The organism is Pantoea sp. X-Soil-ISGK-421, from assembly GCF_059730785.1.
In genome coordinates this window covers 812947-827661 of record NZ_AP035979.1, presented here as the reverse complement: position 1 = coordinate 827661, position 14715 = coordinate 812947, and the positions used below count along the sequence as shown (strand labels likewise).

General features: G+C 57.3%; 9 protein-coding genes. 3 read left to right on the top strand and 6 right to left on the bottom strand.

Annotation, left to right across the window (positions count from 1 at the left end; genetic code table 11):
- Positions 1–7: 7 nt before the first annotated feature.
- From fhuB to fhuA, 4 genes are read right to left on the bottom strand one after another with little or no spacing between them, the layout of a single operon-like run.
- Positions 8–1984, bottom strand: coding sequence for a Fe(3+)-hydroxamate ABC transporter permease FhuB (gene fhuB, locus AC6I8K_RS03675; RefSeq protein ID WP_497826254.1), 1977 nt, complete (start codon positions 1982–1984; stop codon positions 8–10).
- Positions 1984–2862 (bottom strand): Fe(3+)-hydroxamate ABC transporter substrate-binding protein FhuD, encoded by an 879-nt coding sequence (gene fhuD, locus AC6I8K_RS03670; RefSeq protein WP_483816835.1) that lies wholly within the window; start codon positions 2860–2862, stop codon positions 1984–1986. Before fhuD ends, fhuB begins: the two co-directional genes overlap by 1 nt.
- Before the next feature lie 9 nt (positions 2863–2871).
- Positions 2872–3666 (bottom strand): Fe3+-hydroxamate ABC transporter ATP-binding protein FhuC, encoded by a 795-nt coding sequence (gene fhuC / locus AC6I8K_RS03665; protein WP_497826253.1) that lies wholly within the window; start codon positions 3664–3666, stop codon positions 2872–2874.
- A 45-nt stretch (positions 3667–3711) separates the two neighbouring features.
- Positions 3712–5934, bottom strand: a complete 2223-nt coding sequence (gene fhuA / locus AC6I8K_RS03660; RefSeq protein ID WP_497826252.1) for a ferrichrome porin FhuA — start codon at positions 5932–5934, stop codon at positions 3712–3714.
- Positions 5935–6268: 334 nt separating this feature from the next.
- On the opposite strand from fhuA, the gene AC6I8K_RS03655 reads away from it, so the two are divergent.
- The gene (locus AC6I8K_RS03655) at positions 6269–8095 is read left to right on the top strand and encodes a glycosyl transferase (protein ID WP_497826251.1); all 1827 of its coding nucleotides are present in this window, start codon (positions 6269–6271) and stop codon (positions 8093–8095) included.
- 43 nt (positions 8096–8138) lie between these two features.
- Here AC6I8K_RS03655 and mrcB read toward each other — a convergent pair whose 3' ends face one another.
- Together mrcB and hrpB are read right to left on the bottom strand one after the other, a co-directional pair.
- Positions 8139–10691 (bottom strand): bifunctional glycosyl transferase/transpeptidase, encoded by a 2553-nt coding sequence (mrcB, locus tag AC6I8K_RS03650; RefSeq protein ID WP_497826250.1) that lies wholly within the window; start codon positions 10689–10691, stop codon positions 8139–8141.
- A gap of 98 nt (positions 10692–10789) precedes the next feature.
- Positions 10790–13264, bottom strand: a complete 2475-nt coding sequence (hrpB, locus tag AC6I8K_RS03645; RefSeq protein WP_497826249.1) for an ATP-dependent helicase HrpB — start codon at positions 13262–13264, stop codon at positions 10790–10792.
- 36 nt (positions 13265–13300) lie between these two features.
- Here hrpB and thpR point away from each other — a divergent pair, with 36 nt between their 5' ends.
- Together thpR and sfsA are read left to right on the top strand one after the other, a co-directional pair.
- Positions 13301–13840 (top strand): RNA 2',3'-cyclic phosphodiesterase, encoded by a 540-nt coding sequence (thpR, locus tag AC6I8K_RS03640; RefSeq protein ID WP_483817951.1) that lies wholly within the window; start codon positions 13301–13303, stop codon positions 13838–13840.
- Complete coding sequence (gene sfsA, locus AC6I8K_RS03635; RefSeq protein ID WP_064737534.1) at positions 13841–14545, top strand: DNA/RNA nuclease SfsA; 705 nt, start codon at positions 13841–13843, stop codon at positions 14543–14545.
- The last annotated feature ends 170 nt before the right edge of the window (positions 14546–14715 follow it).

Sequence of the window (14715 nt, the reverse complement as noted above, 5' to 3'; positions counted from 1 at the left end):
CCTTTTGCTATGCCCGCCGCAATAGCCAGATAAAGTACGGTGCGCCGAAGAAGGTCGCCATCAACCCGGCTGGAATCTGATCCGGGAACGCCAGCATCCTGCCGCACCAGTCAGCGAAGATCATTAATCCCCCGCCCAACATGCCGGCCATCAACACCTGCGGTAATGCACGGCGGAAACCGAGCATGCGCACAATATGCGGTGCCATCAAGCCAATAAAGCTCAGCGGCCCAATGGTTAACGTTGCCGTGGCAGTCAATGCCGCCGCCAGCAACAGCAGACTTAGGCGAGAAGTCGTCAACGCCATGCCCGCCGAACGCGCGGTGGCGCTGCCGAGTGGCAGCAGCGTCAACCAGCGACTTGCCAGCGGGGCCAGCGCAATCAGCACGATTCCTACCACTGCGCTTTGCACGGCCTGCTGCATATTGATGTTGTAGGTTGAACCGGAAATCCAACTCAGCAAGCCGCCCATTCGCGGGTCGCCACTGGCCAGCAGCACCATCAAAATAGTGACAAATGCGCTATTGAGCGCCATGCCCGCCAGCAGCATGCGTTCTGGCGAGAAACCGCCGCGACTGGCCACCAGCATAATAATCAACAATGTCATGGCCGCGCCCAGCGCACCGGCTGGCAGCAACCACGCCACCGCATCGCCTGGCACGAAGAACATCATTACCACCACACCACACGCCGCGCCCGAGCTGATGCCCAACACTTCCGGACTCGCCATGGGATTGCCGGTCAGGCGCTGGATCAGCGCGCCCGCCACGCCGAGCATCATGCCGACGATCAGCGCTGCCAGCACACGCGGTGCGCGCCACGGCAGCAATTGCTGCAGCATGTCGCCGCCCACCCATGCAAAGCCGTGGGCATCACGACCAAAGGTAATGCCAACCCAGCTGAACACGCCGAGAATCAGTAATCCGAGCAGGCACCAGCGCAAAACGTTCTGCCGCTCAGTCGGCACGCTATCACCCTGATTAAGTGCTGGCGGCACCGATCCCGTGCGCAGGCGCGGCAACAGCCACAGCAAAATGGGCACGCCGATCAGCGCGGTCGCCGTACCGGTAGACACTTCACGCCAATGGCGGGTGAGCCACAACACGCTCTGATCCGCCAGCCACAGCAGTAACGCACCAATTAACGGTGCCAGCAGCATGCGGCTGACCAGACGACGTCCGCCCAGTAACTTCGACAACAGCGGCGCGAACAGGCCAATAAAGCCGATGATGCCCGCAACATTGACCAGCTGTGCGCTGAGCAAAATTGCCAGCGCCAGCGCAGCAATACGCGCCGCCGACAGTGCCAGACCCAAGTTTTTCGCCACGCCATCGTCGAGCCCCATCAGCGTGAGAGGCCGCAGCAGCGCCAGCGCCACCACAAATGCCAGCAGCAGACGCGGCCACAGCTGCGCCACATTGTGCCCATCCAGCTGATTCAACGCGCCGGTGCTCCACAGGAACATGTTCTGCAGCTGATCGTGATTAAAGATGGCGAAGATTTGATTCACCGAACCGGCATATAAACTCAGCACGAGGCCAGCCAGAATCAACGTCACGGGTGACAGACGTTTGCCCCAAGCCACACCGAAGACCAGAATGCCGACAATCAGCGCGCCGCCCATCGCCGCAAACTGCTGCGTGAGCTCGCCGCCCGGCAAATGCCATAACGTCGCCACCGTAATGCCCAGCTGAGCCCCCGACGACACGCCGAGCGTGGTGGGTTCCGCCAGCGGATTGCGCAGCACCTGTTGAAACAGTAAACCGGCCAGGCCAAGACCCGCGCCGACCAGCAGCGACAGCGCCAGCCGCGACAGCAAACTGTGATGAAATACCACTTGCTGGATATTGTTGATGTCAGGCGCGAAAAACGCCTGCGACCACTGATCGCCTGGCAGCGCCTGGCGCAGATTGGTATAGGTTAATGCCAACGCCAGCAGGAAGACGGCACTTAGCAGCGCGACGGGAAAAAGACGATTGCGCATCAGTGCGACTCCAGCGCGTGTTCCAGCACGCGGACAAATTTCAGCGCTGAATAGGTCGCGCCGTAATACCACACCGCCGGAGCGCGCTGGAAACGTTGCGCCCGGACAAACGGCAGCGCCTGCCACAGCGCGCTGGCCATCACTTGCTGCATGTCACGATCGTTATCATGATCGAAGCAGATCACCTGCACATCACCGACTTCTGCCAGCCGCTCTAATCCCACTACCGCGCTCCCCCAGAAGTTGGTTTCACCTTGCCACGCATTGCTTAACCCAAGGGTTTCCATCACTTCAAGGAACAAGCTGTTTTTACCGAAGGTAATCGCGTGGCGGCTATCCATCAGCGACATCAGCAGCACCGGACGATCGGCCCACGGCTTAAGACGTTCACGCGCCGCCGCCAGTTGTTCATCCACAAACAGCAAATGCTGCACGGCCAGCGCTTCACGTCCAAGACGCGCGCCGAGCGCCAGCAGCGAATGACGCGCGGTGCTCAGCGGTTTGCCATCGCCGCTGTTGAGGTCAAAGCCCATGGTGGGTGCGATGCGCTGCAATTTATCCAGCGCCGGGCCGTAACCCTTCGAGTGCAGGATTAGCGCAGGTTCGAGCTGTGTCATCAGCTCCAGATTGGGTTCGGTGCGCAGACCGATATCGATAACGCTGGACGGCAGCGGCGGATCGCCAACCCAAATGTTGTAGTTGTGCATGTCGGCCACGCCGAGTGGCGTCACGCCGAGCGCCATCAGCAGCTCCACCGGCAGCCACTCCAGCGCCAGAATGCGCTGTGCATCCGGCACAGCGGCACGCAGTGGCAACGCAGACATCATGGGAGAAAGCGCCAGCGCCGTCAGCAGGCGGCGGCGGGAAATGTCGAACATGGCGTGGCCTTAGTAAACGAAACTGACGGGCGCGCCGCCCAGCGGATGCGGCAAAATGCCCATCGGAATACCGTAAATGGTGCCCAGCACATCGGCCTGCATGATCACTTCAGGGCCGCCTTCGGCAATCACTTCGCCACCGCGTAACGCCACCAGACGATCGCAATAGCGTGCTGCCATGTTGAGATCGTGCAATACCGCAATCACCGTCAGCCCACGTTCGCGGCTAAGACGTTGAATCAGCGCCAGCACATCAACCTGATGCGCGATATCCAGCGCCGAAGTGGGTTCATCCAGCAGCAGGCAGCGACTGTTCTGCGCCACCAGCATCGCCAGCCACGCACGCTGGCGCTCACCGCCTGAAAGGCTATCTACCAAGCGCCCAGCGAAAGGTTTTAATCCTACCAGCGTAATCGCTTCGTCCACGCGATCGCGATCTTCCTGACCATAACGGCCCAGCGCTCCGTGCCACGGATAGCGACCAATGGCTACCAGCTCACGCACCGTCATGCCTTCCGCCGCAGGAAGTTGCTGTGGCAGATACGCGACCTGGCGCGCAAATGCTTTGCTGCCCCAGCTCTCCACCGCCTCCTCATTCAGCAATACGCGCCCTTCACTCGCCGCATGGTGACGACCGAGCATTTTTAGCAGCGTGGATTTGCCTGAGCCGTTATGGCCAATCAGCGCGGTAACTTTGCCCGCTGCAAAGGTGAGAGACAGCGGATGCAACAGCGTGCGGCCTGGCACACGAAAACTGACGTTATCCAGCCTGAAGGTGGTTTCTGCATGGTGCGGATGCTGCATGATAATCCCTGGTTAATGGGCGCCTAAGCGCCCTTTTTATCAGTATCAGAAGCGGAAGGTCGCGGTACCAACGATCTGGCGCTCAGCGCCCCAATAGCAGGCGTAATCGCGGTAGCAGCTGGCGACATATTCACGGTCGAACAGGTTATTCACATTAACGCCGATGGTTGAGCCCGGCATACCAAAGCGTGCGAGATCGTATTTCAGTGCGGCATCAACGGTGGTGTAACCGGCTACGTCGAAGTTTTGGTTTGAGTTACTGCCGTTCTGCTCTGTATCGGCGTACAACCCTTTGCTCTCACCCACATAACGCACACCCGCACCCACGGTCACGCCCGACAACGCCGTCTCATGGAAGGTGTAATCGCTCCACAGCGATGCCATATGCTTCGGCACCTGCACCGGCGTTTTACCCTTGAGATTTGTGTCTTCGGTGTATTCCGCATCAGTGTAGGTATAAGACGCGGTCATATTGATGTTGGCATTCAGCGCCGCTTTAGCTTCCAGCTCCACGCCGCGTGAACGGATCTCTCCACTCTGAATACTGGCAAATGGATGATTAACCGTGTCCGGATCGGCCGTCAGGTTTTTGGTTTTGGTCAGCTGATACACCGCCGCCGTCAACACCACCGGACGGTCTTTCGGTACGTATTTCACCCCCGCTTCATACTGTTTGGCACGCGAAGGATCGAAGGCTTCGCCACCATAAGTCGAGCCCGCATTCGGGATAAAAGCTTCGCTGTAGCTGAAGTAAGGCGCGATGCCGTTATCAAACACATAGTTCAGACCGCCACGCCAGGTGAAAGCCTGATCGTTCTGACGATCAACTTTATCCGTTACGCGGTCGTAGACCGAGTTCATGGCGTAATCGTAGCGGCCGCCAAGAGTGAACACCCAGCGGTTCCACTCCATCTGATCCTGTGCATACAAGCCGGTTTGACGTTGCTTATTAAGATGCTGATAAGGGTCGGCAAACGGCGTCACGCTATCGTTGCCGTATTGCGGATTTACCGCACTCAACGGTGATGCAGTACCAAACTGCGCATCAATGTCGTTGCGGGTGCGCTGGAAATCGACACCCAGCAACAACGTGTGATCAACCTGGCCTGTGGCGAATTTGGCCTGTGCCTGGTTATCGACGGCAAACTGATTGAGTTTTTCATTGGAAACCGCTGAACCGCGGGTGATTTGTTGCGATGCAGGAAGATAACCATTGCCATAAATACTACGATAATCGGTTCTCAAATCCGCATAACGCAGATTCTGTCGTACCGTCCATGTCTCGTTGAAACTGTGCTCGAAGTTGTAGCCCACCATCTTGGTGCTGCGCGAAATCTTGTTGCTGTCTTCGCCTTCATCAAAGTTGGTTGGCAATTTATAGCTGCTGCCGTCCGGGCGCGTCATCCCCACCACGGTGCCCTGACGCGGCAACCAACCGTAGTAGCCGGTTTCCGGTTCGTTCTGGAAGTAGGTCAGCAGATCGAAGCGCGTGTTTTCATCCGGACGCCAGCTGAACGATGGCGCGATGGTATAGCGCTTCTCTTTATTCATATCCTGCTGTGCGTCGGCGCTGCGTGCGAGTCCGGTCAGGCGATAGCTGTAAACGCCGTCATCATCCAGCGCGCCGCCGAAATCGAAACCGGTGGAAAACTGATTATCGGTGCCCATCTGGAACTGCACTTCACGCAGCGTCTCCTGCGTTGGACGCTTGCTTACCAGCGACACTACGCCGCCCGGATTACTCTTGCCATACAGCACCGAAACCGGACCGCGCAACAGCTCGGCACGCTCAAGAAAATAGGGATCGATAGCGAACTCAGAGTAGTTATCACCCTGTAGTTTTAGGCCATCAAGATATTGGTTGGTGTTGGTTTCGCTGAAGCCGCGAATCGACAACGCATCGATCACATTGGAGCTGCCGCGATTACCGGTTAATACGCCTGGCGTGTAGTTGAAAGCCCCTTTCACGCTGGTGACGTTTTTCATCGCCATCTCTTCCTGCGTGACCACAGAGATTGACTGCGGGTTCTTCTCAATCGGCGTATCGGTTTTGGTGCCAGTGGCGCTGCGTTTGGCTGCGATGGTCGGCGACGGGCCCCACGCTTTCTCTTGTGCGACGCCGCTGCCACCGTCGGCGCTAACCACCACGGTATCTTCAGCCAGCGCCTGTGCGCTTAACGTGCCCAACGTCAGGGAAATAAGCCAGGCCAGTGGACGGCGGGATGAGCCTGGACGTAAAGAACAAGGATGAGTCTTTCGCGTATTCATAAATGAGGTCTCTCGAAAAAAGTCGATGCAGGCGAATACAAACGAGAATGATTATTATGACGGACGGATTTTAGGCGAAATCCCGCCATATTCGCAACGTCTAATGGCTGTTGGCGGGGCGTTTGCGACCAGATCGCGCATGTTTATGATCGAGAATAATAAAAATGCATCGAAGCATTTCGCTGCCCCTTTAACGGAAGGAGCATTGCCGCAAAGAGGAAGTTCATTCCCTTCCAGAAGCCGCTTTCAATCGCGATAAATAAGACAATCAACAATTTATAAAGTGGCCCGATATTTGCTTACAGCAGGCATCCCTCTTCATACAGACCATGTCATGCCCTCAATAAACTGGAATATTGTTGAACGCGTTATTTTCATCAATTTAAAAAAACGCAAAGACCGATTAACCCGCATCACCAGGCAGCTCAAAAAACTGGGCGTGCCGAGCGACAAAATCGTACGTCTTGATGCGATAAAACATGAAAAAGGGTTCATCGGCTGTACGCAATCGCATATCGCGGCGCTGGAGATGGCGCGGGACAACGGCTGGGATCGCGTGCTGATTCTTGAAGATGACTTCGCCTTTAATGAAACACAGGCGAATTACGACAATCTCAATCGCTACTTTACCGCTCTGCCCAACATTAACTGGCAGGTGGCTTTCCTGGCGGCAAATTATCGTCGGGTAACGCCGTTAAACAGCGTGAACTATATTGTACGTGCCAATTTCGCATGGTGCGCATGTGCCTATATTGTTAACCAGCACTATTACGCCACCTTAATCGGGAATTATCGCGCGGCGCTACACGCTCAATTGCAGGGCGGCGCACAGGCAGACTATGCCCTGGATGTGCATTGGAATAGCCTGATGCAGCGGGATCTGTGGCTGGGCATCTTCCCCAACGCCGGTGCACAGCGCCTCGATAAAAGCGATATCGAAAATAGAACGGTAGATTACCGCACGCTCTTCAGAAAGCCGTTAAGTCAAATCGTTGCGCCTGCTAAATTCACGCCCTCCACCTCCGGCCCAATTAAAGTCGACTTTTACTTCCAGTGGCCGCCGGGCTGGACGAACTTTGAATCCGTGATTGACGCGATGCAGGCCAACCCCGCGTTCGATTGCCGCATCGTGGTGGTGCCATACCTCAACTGGAAGGCGAGCGATGTTAATGGCGACATTCAGCGCGGCATTCTGCGCGACAGAGGGCTCGACTACACAGGATTTGAAGCGTATCGGTTGGAGGAGCGTCAGCCGGACGTGGTGTTTCTGCAGAACCCTTACGACGAAGCGCGACCCGAAGCGTTTCGCAGCGAATATTTGCACGAGCGCGGCGTGAAGATCGCTTACATCCCTTATGCGCTCGACAGCGGCATCAGTGAAGAGGTCCAGCGCTATCAATTTAATTTGCTGTGCCAGAATCTGGCGACGTGGATTTTTTCTCGTTCGGCGCGGCATAAAGCGGAGTTTGGTATTCAGTGCGACGCGGGCAACGACCACGTTTATGTGACGGGTCACCCCAAGTTTGACCATTATCAGCGACGCTTTCATCTCCACGACGAGAAGCCAGCCACAAAGGTCAAAACGTTGCTGTGGACGCCGCATTTTGTGCTGCCTGACGGTCGCAAAATGTCTACCACCTTCACGATCTACGGCGCAGCTTTTTTAAAGCTGATTGAACGTGACGATATCCATCTGATCATTCGCCCTCACCCGCTGCTGAGTCAGTGGATGGGGGATGCTAGCCCAGCCGCGCGCAGCCTCTATCACCAACTGCTTAATGCCGCACAACATCGCGCTAATGTGGAGTGGGATAGCGGGCATGAATACAAACTCACTTTTGCCCGATCGGATGCATTGCTCGCCGACGCGGGTTCATTCTTGTTCGAATATTTGCCGTCGAACAAACCGATTCTCTACCTGACTCATGAAAGCTGTTATGGCCTGAATCGCACCGCTGACTTTATCTATAACGCCTACGACGTGGCCTGGCAGGAGGAGGATATTTTCACTTTCGTCGACAATATCGTCGCCGGACGCGATCCGATGAAAGCCAGCCGGGGGCAGGTTTTGATGGAAGAACTGCAAATTGAAGAGAAAACGGCAGGTGAAAAAATCGCTGACATTATTTGTGCCTCGCTAAGACCATTCAACAAGACTTAAGTATGAAAAAGGGCGCCGCAGCGCCCTTGGTTTTCTCGGCAACTTATTTGCTGCCGAACATATCTTTAATCCAACCTGCCACGCCGTCAGAATCTTTCTGTTCATTCTGCGGTTGCTGTTGTTGCTGCTGTTGCTGTTGTTCCTGCTGTTGCTGTTGCTGCAACTGCTGCTGTTGTTGCTGAACCTGCTCTTGCTGCTGCTGACACAGCGCATTCGGATCCAGAGACCAGACTGGCAGCGAACGCCATGTGCTGCTGCCCGTACCGCAGATAAAGTTACCGGCAGAATCGACATTCATCTGCGTGATATCTTCCGGCGGCGTCAGCACCAGCGGCATCGGTGCCTGGTTGTCGAGATAGCGGCGGTAAAGCTGCATCGCACCGCTGGCCCCGTAGAGCTTCGAACTCTGGTTGTTATCGCGGCCCACCCAGGTAATCGCCACTTCTTTGCCATCAACACCGGCAAACCAGCTGTCGATCAGATCATTGGTGGTACCGGTTTTGCCCGCCAGATGGGCTTTAGGATAACGCGCACCCAGCGCACGCGCCGTACCGTGATCCGCCACCTGCTGCATGGTGTAAAGCGTCAGATACGCAGCCTGCGCCGGTTCAACCCGCTGTGCCTGTGGATAGCTCTGATACAACACGGTGCCATCTTCGGCAATCACCGAGCGTACAGCGGAAAGGTCAGCGCGGTTACCGCCGCTGGCGATCGACTGGAACGCCTGCGCCACTTCAATCGGCGTCAGGTTCAATGCACCCAACAGCATAGAGGGCACCGGATGCAGCTGATCTTTCGGCACGCCCAGCTTGGTCCAGGTATCCATCACCGCGTTCAACCCCAGCGTCATACCCAAATTGACCGTTGGCACGTTCATGGAGTTGGTTAACGCATCTACCAGCATCACTTTGCCGCTGAAACGACGATCGTCATTCATCGGTTTCCAGATGGTGCCATTCGGCTGTTTCAGCGCAATCGGCTCATCGGCGATCCAGCTGTTGAGGCGATAGCTGTTCGGCTGGCTCAGCGCGGTGAGATAAGTCGCCGGTTTTGCCAGTGAGCCAATCGAACGACGCGCCTGCAGCGCACGGTTATAACCGGCAAACTGCGGATCGGCCCCGCCGACCATGGCGCGTACTTCACCACTGAAGCGATCCACCACCACCATCGCGGTTTCCAGATCTTTCAGGCCACGCTGTTTTTTCAGCGTTGGAATACCTTCAATGACCGCTTTCTCGGCAGCATCCTGCGAGATCGCATCCAGCGTCGTGAAAATCTTCACGCCGGAGAGATCTTTCATTTTGTCGCCGAGTTTAGCCTGCAGCTCGTTGCGCACCATCTGCATAAACGCCGGCTGTGGCGTGATCACGCCGCCTTTCGGCTGCACGCCAAGCGGACGTGCCGACAGCATGTCATACAGTTCCTGATCGATAACGTTCTGCTGCTGCAGCAAACGCAGCACCAGATTACGTCGCTCCAGCGCCAGTTTCGGGTTGCGCCACGGATTATACAGCGACGCCCCTTTCACCATGCCCACCAGCATCGCCTGCTGATCGAGGCTCAACTCATCCACCGGGCGACCGAAATAGTAAAGACTCGCCAGCGGGAAGCCGCGGATCTGATCGTTGCCGGTCTGGCCGAGATACACCTCATTGAGATACAGCTCGAGGATGCGATCTTTGCTGTAGCGCGCATCCATGATCACCGCCATATAGGCTTCACGCGCTTTACGCCACAGCGAACGCTCGTTGGTGAGGAACAGGTTTTTTACCAACTGCTGCGTCAGCGTACTGCCGCCCTGCACCGCTTTACCGGCGGTGATGTTGGCGAGGAACGCACGACCAATCGAATACGGGCTAATGCCGTCGTGCTCGTAGAAGTGACGATCTTCGGTGGCGATCAAGGTGCTGACCAGCAGATCCGGGAAACCGGCGCGCGGCACGAACAGACGCTGCTCACCGTTCGGTGACTGCAACATGGTAATCAGACGCGGATCGAGGCGGAAGAAGCCAAAATCACGCCCGGTATCGAGGTTTTTAATCTCGCTCAGCTCATCGTTGCTAAACGTCAGGCGCGCGTTAATCTGCCCTTCTTTGCTGTCCGGGAAATCAAACGGACGGCGTAGCAGGTCGATAGTATTGCCTTTGACGCTAAATTCGCCCGGACGGGTGATGCGTGACACTTCGCGATACTGCGTGCCTTCTAGCAGCGCAATCATCTCTTTTTTGTCGTAAGACATACCCGGTTCAAGGCTTACCATGCGGCCATAAACGGCGGCAGGCAGTTGCCACACTTTACCGTCAATGCGGCTGCGGATTTCCGAGTCGAGATAGACGCCCCAGGCCGCCATCACCACCACAAACACCAGGAAGAGCTTGATCAACCAGCCTAACCAGCGACGTTTGCCGCGTGGCGGACGTTTTCCTTTACCTTTACCTTTTGGTGGCACCGGTCCACTCTCCTCATCTTCTTCGTCAAAATCGTCCTGATCGATATCATCATCAAGTTCCCTGCGGCGACCCCGACGCGCAGTGCTGCGCGGCGGCTTTGGCGCTTTTCCTTTGCGCCCAATAGGTTCGCGATCGTTCCCAGACATGCTTTTAGTCTCCAGGTATTGCTACGGCGGCGGCCGTTACTCTAACTGCTTTCTCGTGCTGCGCATGGCAGAACCCTCTGAATTCGATCCACAGCGTTTCACGATGAAAATTTCTTGGTCCGCCTTGTGGGTAAGGCGTTGGCCGGATCGTCCGGCCACGGATGCTTTGGATAGCGCCCTTTCATCTCTTTCTGCACTTCGGGATAGGCACCGCGCCAGAACGCCGCGAGGTCACGGGTGATCTGCAACGGACGGTGCGCGGGTGAGAGCAGTTCCAACACTAGCGGTACGCGGCCATCCGCCACCGCCGGATTTTGTGCTTCGCCAAACATCTCCTGAATCCGCACCGCCAGCGCAGGCGGCTTATCCGCATCATAGCGGATCGGCAGTCGGCTTCCGGTCGGCACAGTGTAATGAGTTGGCAGCACAGTATCCAGCCGCTGACGTTGTGACCATGTCAGCAAATGTAATAATGCGCTGACAAGATTGATGCTCTGCAATCCTTTCAGATCGCGCACCGCGCTCATCTCCGGCAGCAGCCAGTTCTCCAGCGTGTCGAGCAAACTCTCATCGTCCAGCGGCGGCCACGCCTCTTCCGGCAACCACTGCGCAGCACACTGTACCCGCAAGCGTAGCTGCTCAGCGTCCGCTTTCCAGCCCAACACCGACAATCCTTTTTCGCGGATCCAGCGCAGCATTGCCGGATGCAATATTTCAGCTTCTGGACGCGCCTGCGGCTGCGCTTTTAGGACCAGCGCACCAATGAGTTCGCGTTTCCACGCACGCAAGGTGCCTTTCTCTTCATCCCACTCCACGTCGGTACGCTGCTCAATCAGCGTGGGACACGCGCGGCTTAGCGCGTCGATATCCACCGGCAGCGCCAGTAACATGCGCGCATCGGCGGCGCTGGCCCCCTGTAACAGCGTCGGCGCAATCAGCCACTCGTAGCGGCTCAAACCATCCTGCTCGTTAAGCATCGCACCAATGCCGTTCGCCAGCTGATAACGTGCGCTGTCGCCACGACGCTGCGCCAGACGATCGGCAAATCCGGCGGCTAATAGCTGCGGGAACAGGTCAGGATTCACGCTGCCGCCGCTGGCGTTGAGACGCTTTTGCCACTGCCGTGCGCGACGCTGCCAGTGCGACTGCGGATGATTGAGTGCATCGCGCAGATCGGCGCTGCCGCTGCGCGGAGGATCTTCCAGAATCGCCACCAGCAGCGCGGCGCTGGCGATGGCATCGTTGTTTTGCCCGGCAGCAACCAGAATCGCGCTTAGTCGCGGATCGCTGCCCAGCGCAGCCATTTTGCGGCCACGCGCATTGAGCGTTTGGTTCGTCATCGCGCCTAAGCGGGTTAACTGCTCGCGCGCCGCGCGCAGGTTGCGCGGCGGCGGCATGTCGAGCCAGCTAAGCTGTGCCGCATCCTGACAGCCCCACTGCAGCAAATCGATCTGCAGCGAGGTTAAATCGCTATTGAGGATCTCCGGTTCACTCTGCGCTGCGGCTCTTAATGCCTGCTCCTGCGGCAGTAGATGCAGACAGATTCCGGGTTCGAGTCGTCCGGCACGCCCGGCGCGCTGCGTCATTGAGGCCTGGCTGATGCGCTGGGTTTGCAGCCGCGTCACGCCGCTGCGCACGTCAAACTGCGCCGAACGCTCCAGCGCGCTGTCCACCACTAAACGAATGCCTTCAATCGTCAAACTGGTTTCGGCGATGTTGGTTGCCAACACCACTTTGCGACGTCCCGCTGGAGACGGCAGAATCGCGCGGCGTTGCGCATCCAGCGATAACGCGCCATATAAAGGAGAAAGATCCACCTCGTCACTGACCCGCGCTTCCAGCTCACGCTTCACCCGGTCGATCTCCGCCACACCGGGCAGGAACAGCAGCAGCGACCCCGCTTCTTCGCGCAGCAGTTGGGCGACCTCGCGCGCCACCGCGTCTTCAAAGCGTTGCTGGCTATTGAGTGAGGCATAGCGGCGCGTGACCGGGAAACTGCGGCCCTCCGAGACCACAAAAGGCGCATCCGGCAGCAACTGACGCAGCCGCTGGTTGTCGAGTGTTGCCGACATCAGCAGGATTTTCAGATCGTCGCGCAGTCCTTGCTGCACATCAAGCAGCAGCGCCAGCGCGAGATCGGCCTGCAGGCTGCGTTCGTGGAATTCATCGAGAATCACCAGCGAAATGCCTTCCAGCATCGGATCGCGCTGCACCATGCGCGTCAGAATGCCTTCGGTGACCACTTCGAGGCGCGTGTTAGCACCACAGCAGTTTTCACCGCGCATGCGATAGCCGACGATGCCGCCCGGCTGCTCGCCAAGTTGTTCCGCCAGGCGCTGTGCCACATTGCGCGCCGCCAGGCGACGCGGCTCCAGCATGATAATACGGTCAGGCAATGCGGCGTATTGCAGCAGCTGTAACGGCAGCCAGGTCGATTTACCTGCGCCGGTCGGCGCCGCCAGCAACACCTGCGGCGACTGCGCCAGCGCGGCCAGCAACGCAGGCAATACCTCGCTTACCGGTAACTCACTCAAACTCAACTCCCCAAATGCCTGTGCTAAGATGGCGCGCATTGTAGCACTCTGAGGCGCGGATTACCGGAGGCCAACCTGGCAACGCAACGTCTGTTTTTTGCTCTTGAACTGCCCGACCCACTCCAGCAACAGCTGGTGCAGTGGCGCGCAGATAATTTTGCCGCCGAGGCCGGAAAACCGGTGGCGGCAGCTAACCTGCACCTGACGCTGGCGTTTCTCGGCGAGGTCAGCGATGAGACTTCACGCAGGCTGCAACTGCTGGCCTCACGCATCGAACAGCCCGGTTTTGCCCTCGATTTGGATGATGCCGGTCACTGGCCGCGTCCCGGCGTGGTGTGGCTGGGCTGTCAGCGTGCGCCGCGCGGATTGCTGCAGCTCGCGAGCCTGCTGCGCGCGCAAGCGGCACGCCATGGTTGCGCGCAAAGTCCGCAGCCGTTTCATCCGCACGTCACGCTGTTGCGCCACGCTGCGCCAAACATCGCGCTGCCACCGCGCGGTTTTCACTGGCGCGCCGAAATCCAGCATTTTGCGCTGTTCGCCTCAAACCTGACGCGCGGCCGCACGCGTTATCAGGCGTTGGCCCGCTGGCCGCTAGTATCATCCACAGGAGAGTAAATGGAGTTCGATCCGCCGCTCAAACCCGCCCGTTTGATTGCCCGTTACAAGCGTTTTTTAGCCGATGTGGTCACGCCAGAAGGTGACACGCTGACCATTCACTGCGCCAATACCGGCGCGATGACCGGCTGCGCCACACCCGGCGATACCGTGTGGTATTCGACGTCCAGCAGCGCCACGCGAAAGTATCCGCACAGTTGGGAGCTCACCGAAACCCAACAAGGCCACTGGATCTGCGTGAATACGCTGCGTGCCAACCCGCTGGTGCGTGAGGCGCTCATGCTCAACATGATTCCGGAATTATCCGCTTACAGCCGCTGCCAGCCTGAAGTGAAATACGGCACGGAAAAAAGCCGAATTGACTTTCTGCTGCAAGCGGAGGGCCGATCGAACTGCTATATTGAAGTTAAGTCCGTCACCCTTTTACAAGAAGGTAAAGGCTATTTTCCGGATGCCGTGACGACTCGTGGACAGAAGCATCTGCGCGAACTGAGCACTATCGTGGCAGAAGGCCATCGAGCCGTTTTGTTGTTCGCAGTTTTGCATACGGGGATTGAGGACGTTTCCCCGGCACGCCATATCGACGTGCGATACGCAGAACTACTGGAACAGGCGCAGCGCTGTGGTGTAGAGGTGTTAGCGTATCAAGCTCAGATATCGCCGTTAAAGATGTTACTGACGCGTCCGATTAACGTAGCGTTGTAATATTTATAGCAATTTGATGTGATAGGAATGTTCTGGGCGAGGCGCTGAATACGCGATTGTTCAGAGGCTTGTCAAGTAGTGGTCAGGATTAATTGCCAACCTTGATTGCTTCTGCTATTTATAGCGGCCTGTTTTTTTCCCTTTATGGGAATCGATAAACCCTAAGTAAT

What these genes read in the sequence shown, in the direction of transcription:
- fhuB (WP_497826254.1), bottom strand. Translation starts at nt 1,984, where the DNA reads ATGCGCAATCGTCTTTTTCCCGTCGCGCTGCTAAGTGCCGTCTTCCTG.
- fhuD (WP_483816835.1), bottom strand. Translation starts at nt 2,862, where the DNA reads ATGTTCGACATTTCCCGCCGCCGCCTGCTGACGGCGCTGGCGCTTTCT.
- fhuC (WP_497826253.1), bottom strand. Translation starts at nt 3,666, where the DNA reads ATGCAGCATCCGCACCATGCAGAAACCACCTTCAGGCTGGATAACGTC.
- fhuA (WP_497826252.1), bottom strand. Translation starts at nt 5,934, where the DNA reads ATGAATACGCGAAAGACTCATCCTTGTTCTTTACGTCCAGGCTCATCC.
- AC6I8K_RS03655 (WP_497826251.1), top strand. Translation starts at nt 6,269, where the DNA reads ATGCCCTCAATAAACTGGAATATTGTTGAACGCGTTATTTTCATCAAT.
- mrcB (WP_497826250.1), bottom strand. Translation starts at nt 10,691, where the DNA reads ATGTCTGGGAACGATCGCGAACCTATTGGGCGCAAAGGAAAAGCGCCA.
- hrpB (WP_497826249.1), bottom strand. Translation starts at nt 13,264, where the DNA reads ATGCGCGCCATCTTAGCACAGGCATTTGGGGAGTTGAGTTTGAGTGAG.
- sfsA (WP_064737534.1), top strand. Translation starts at nt 13,841, where the DNA reads ATGGAGTTCGATCCGCCGCTCAAACCCGCCCGTTTGATTGCCCGTTAC.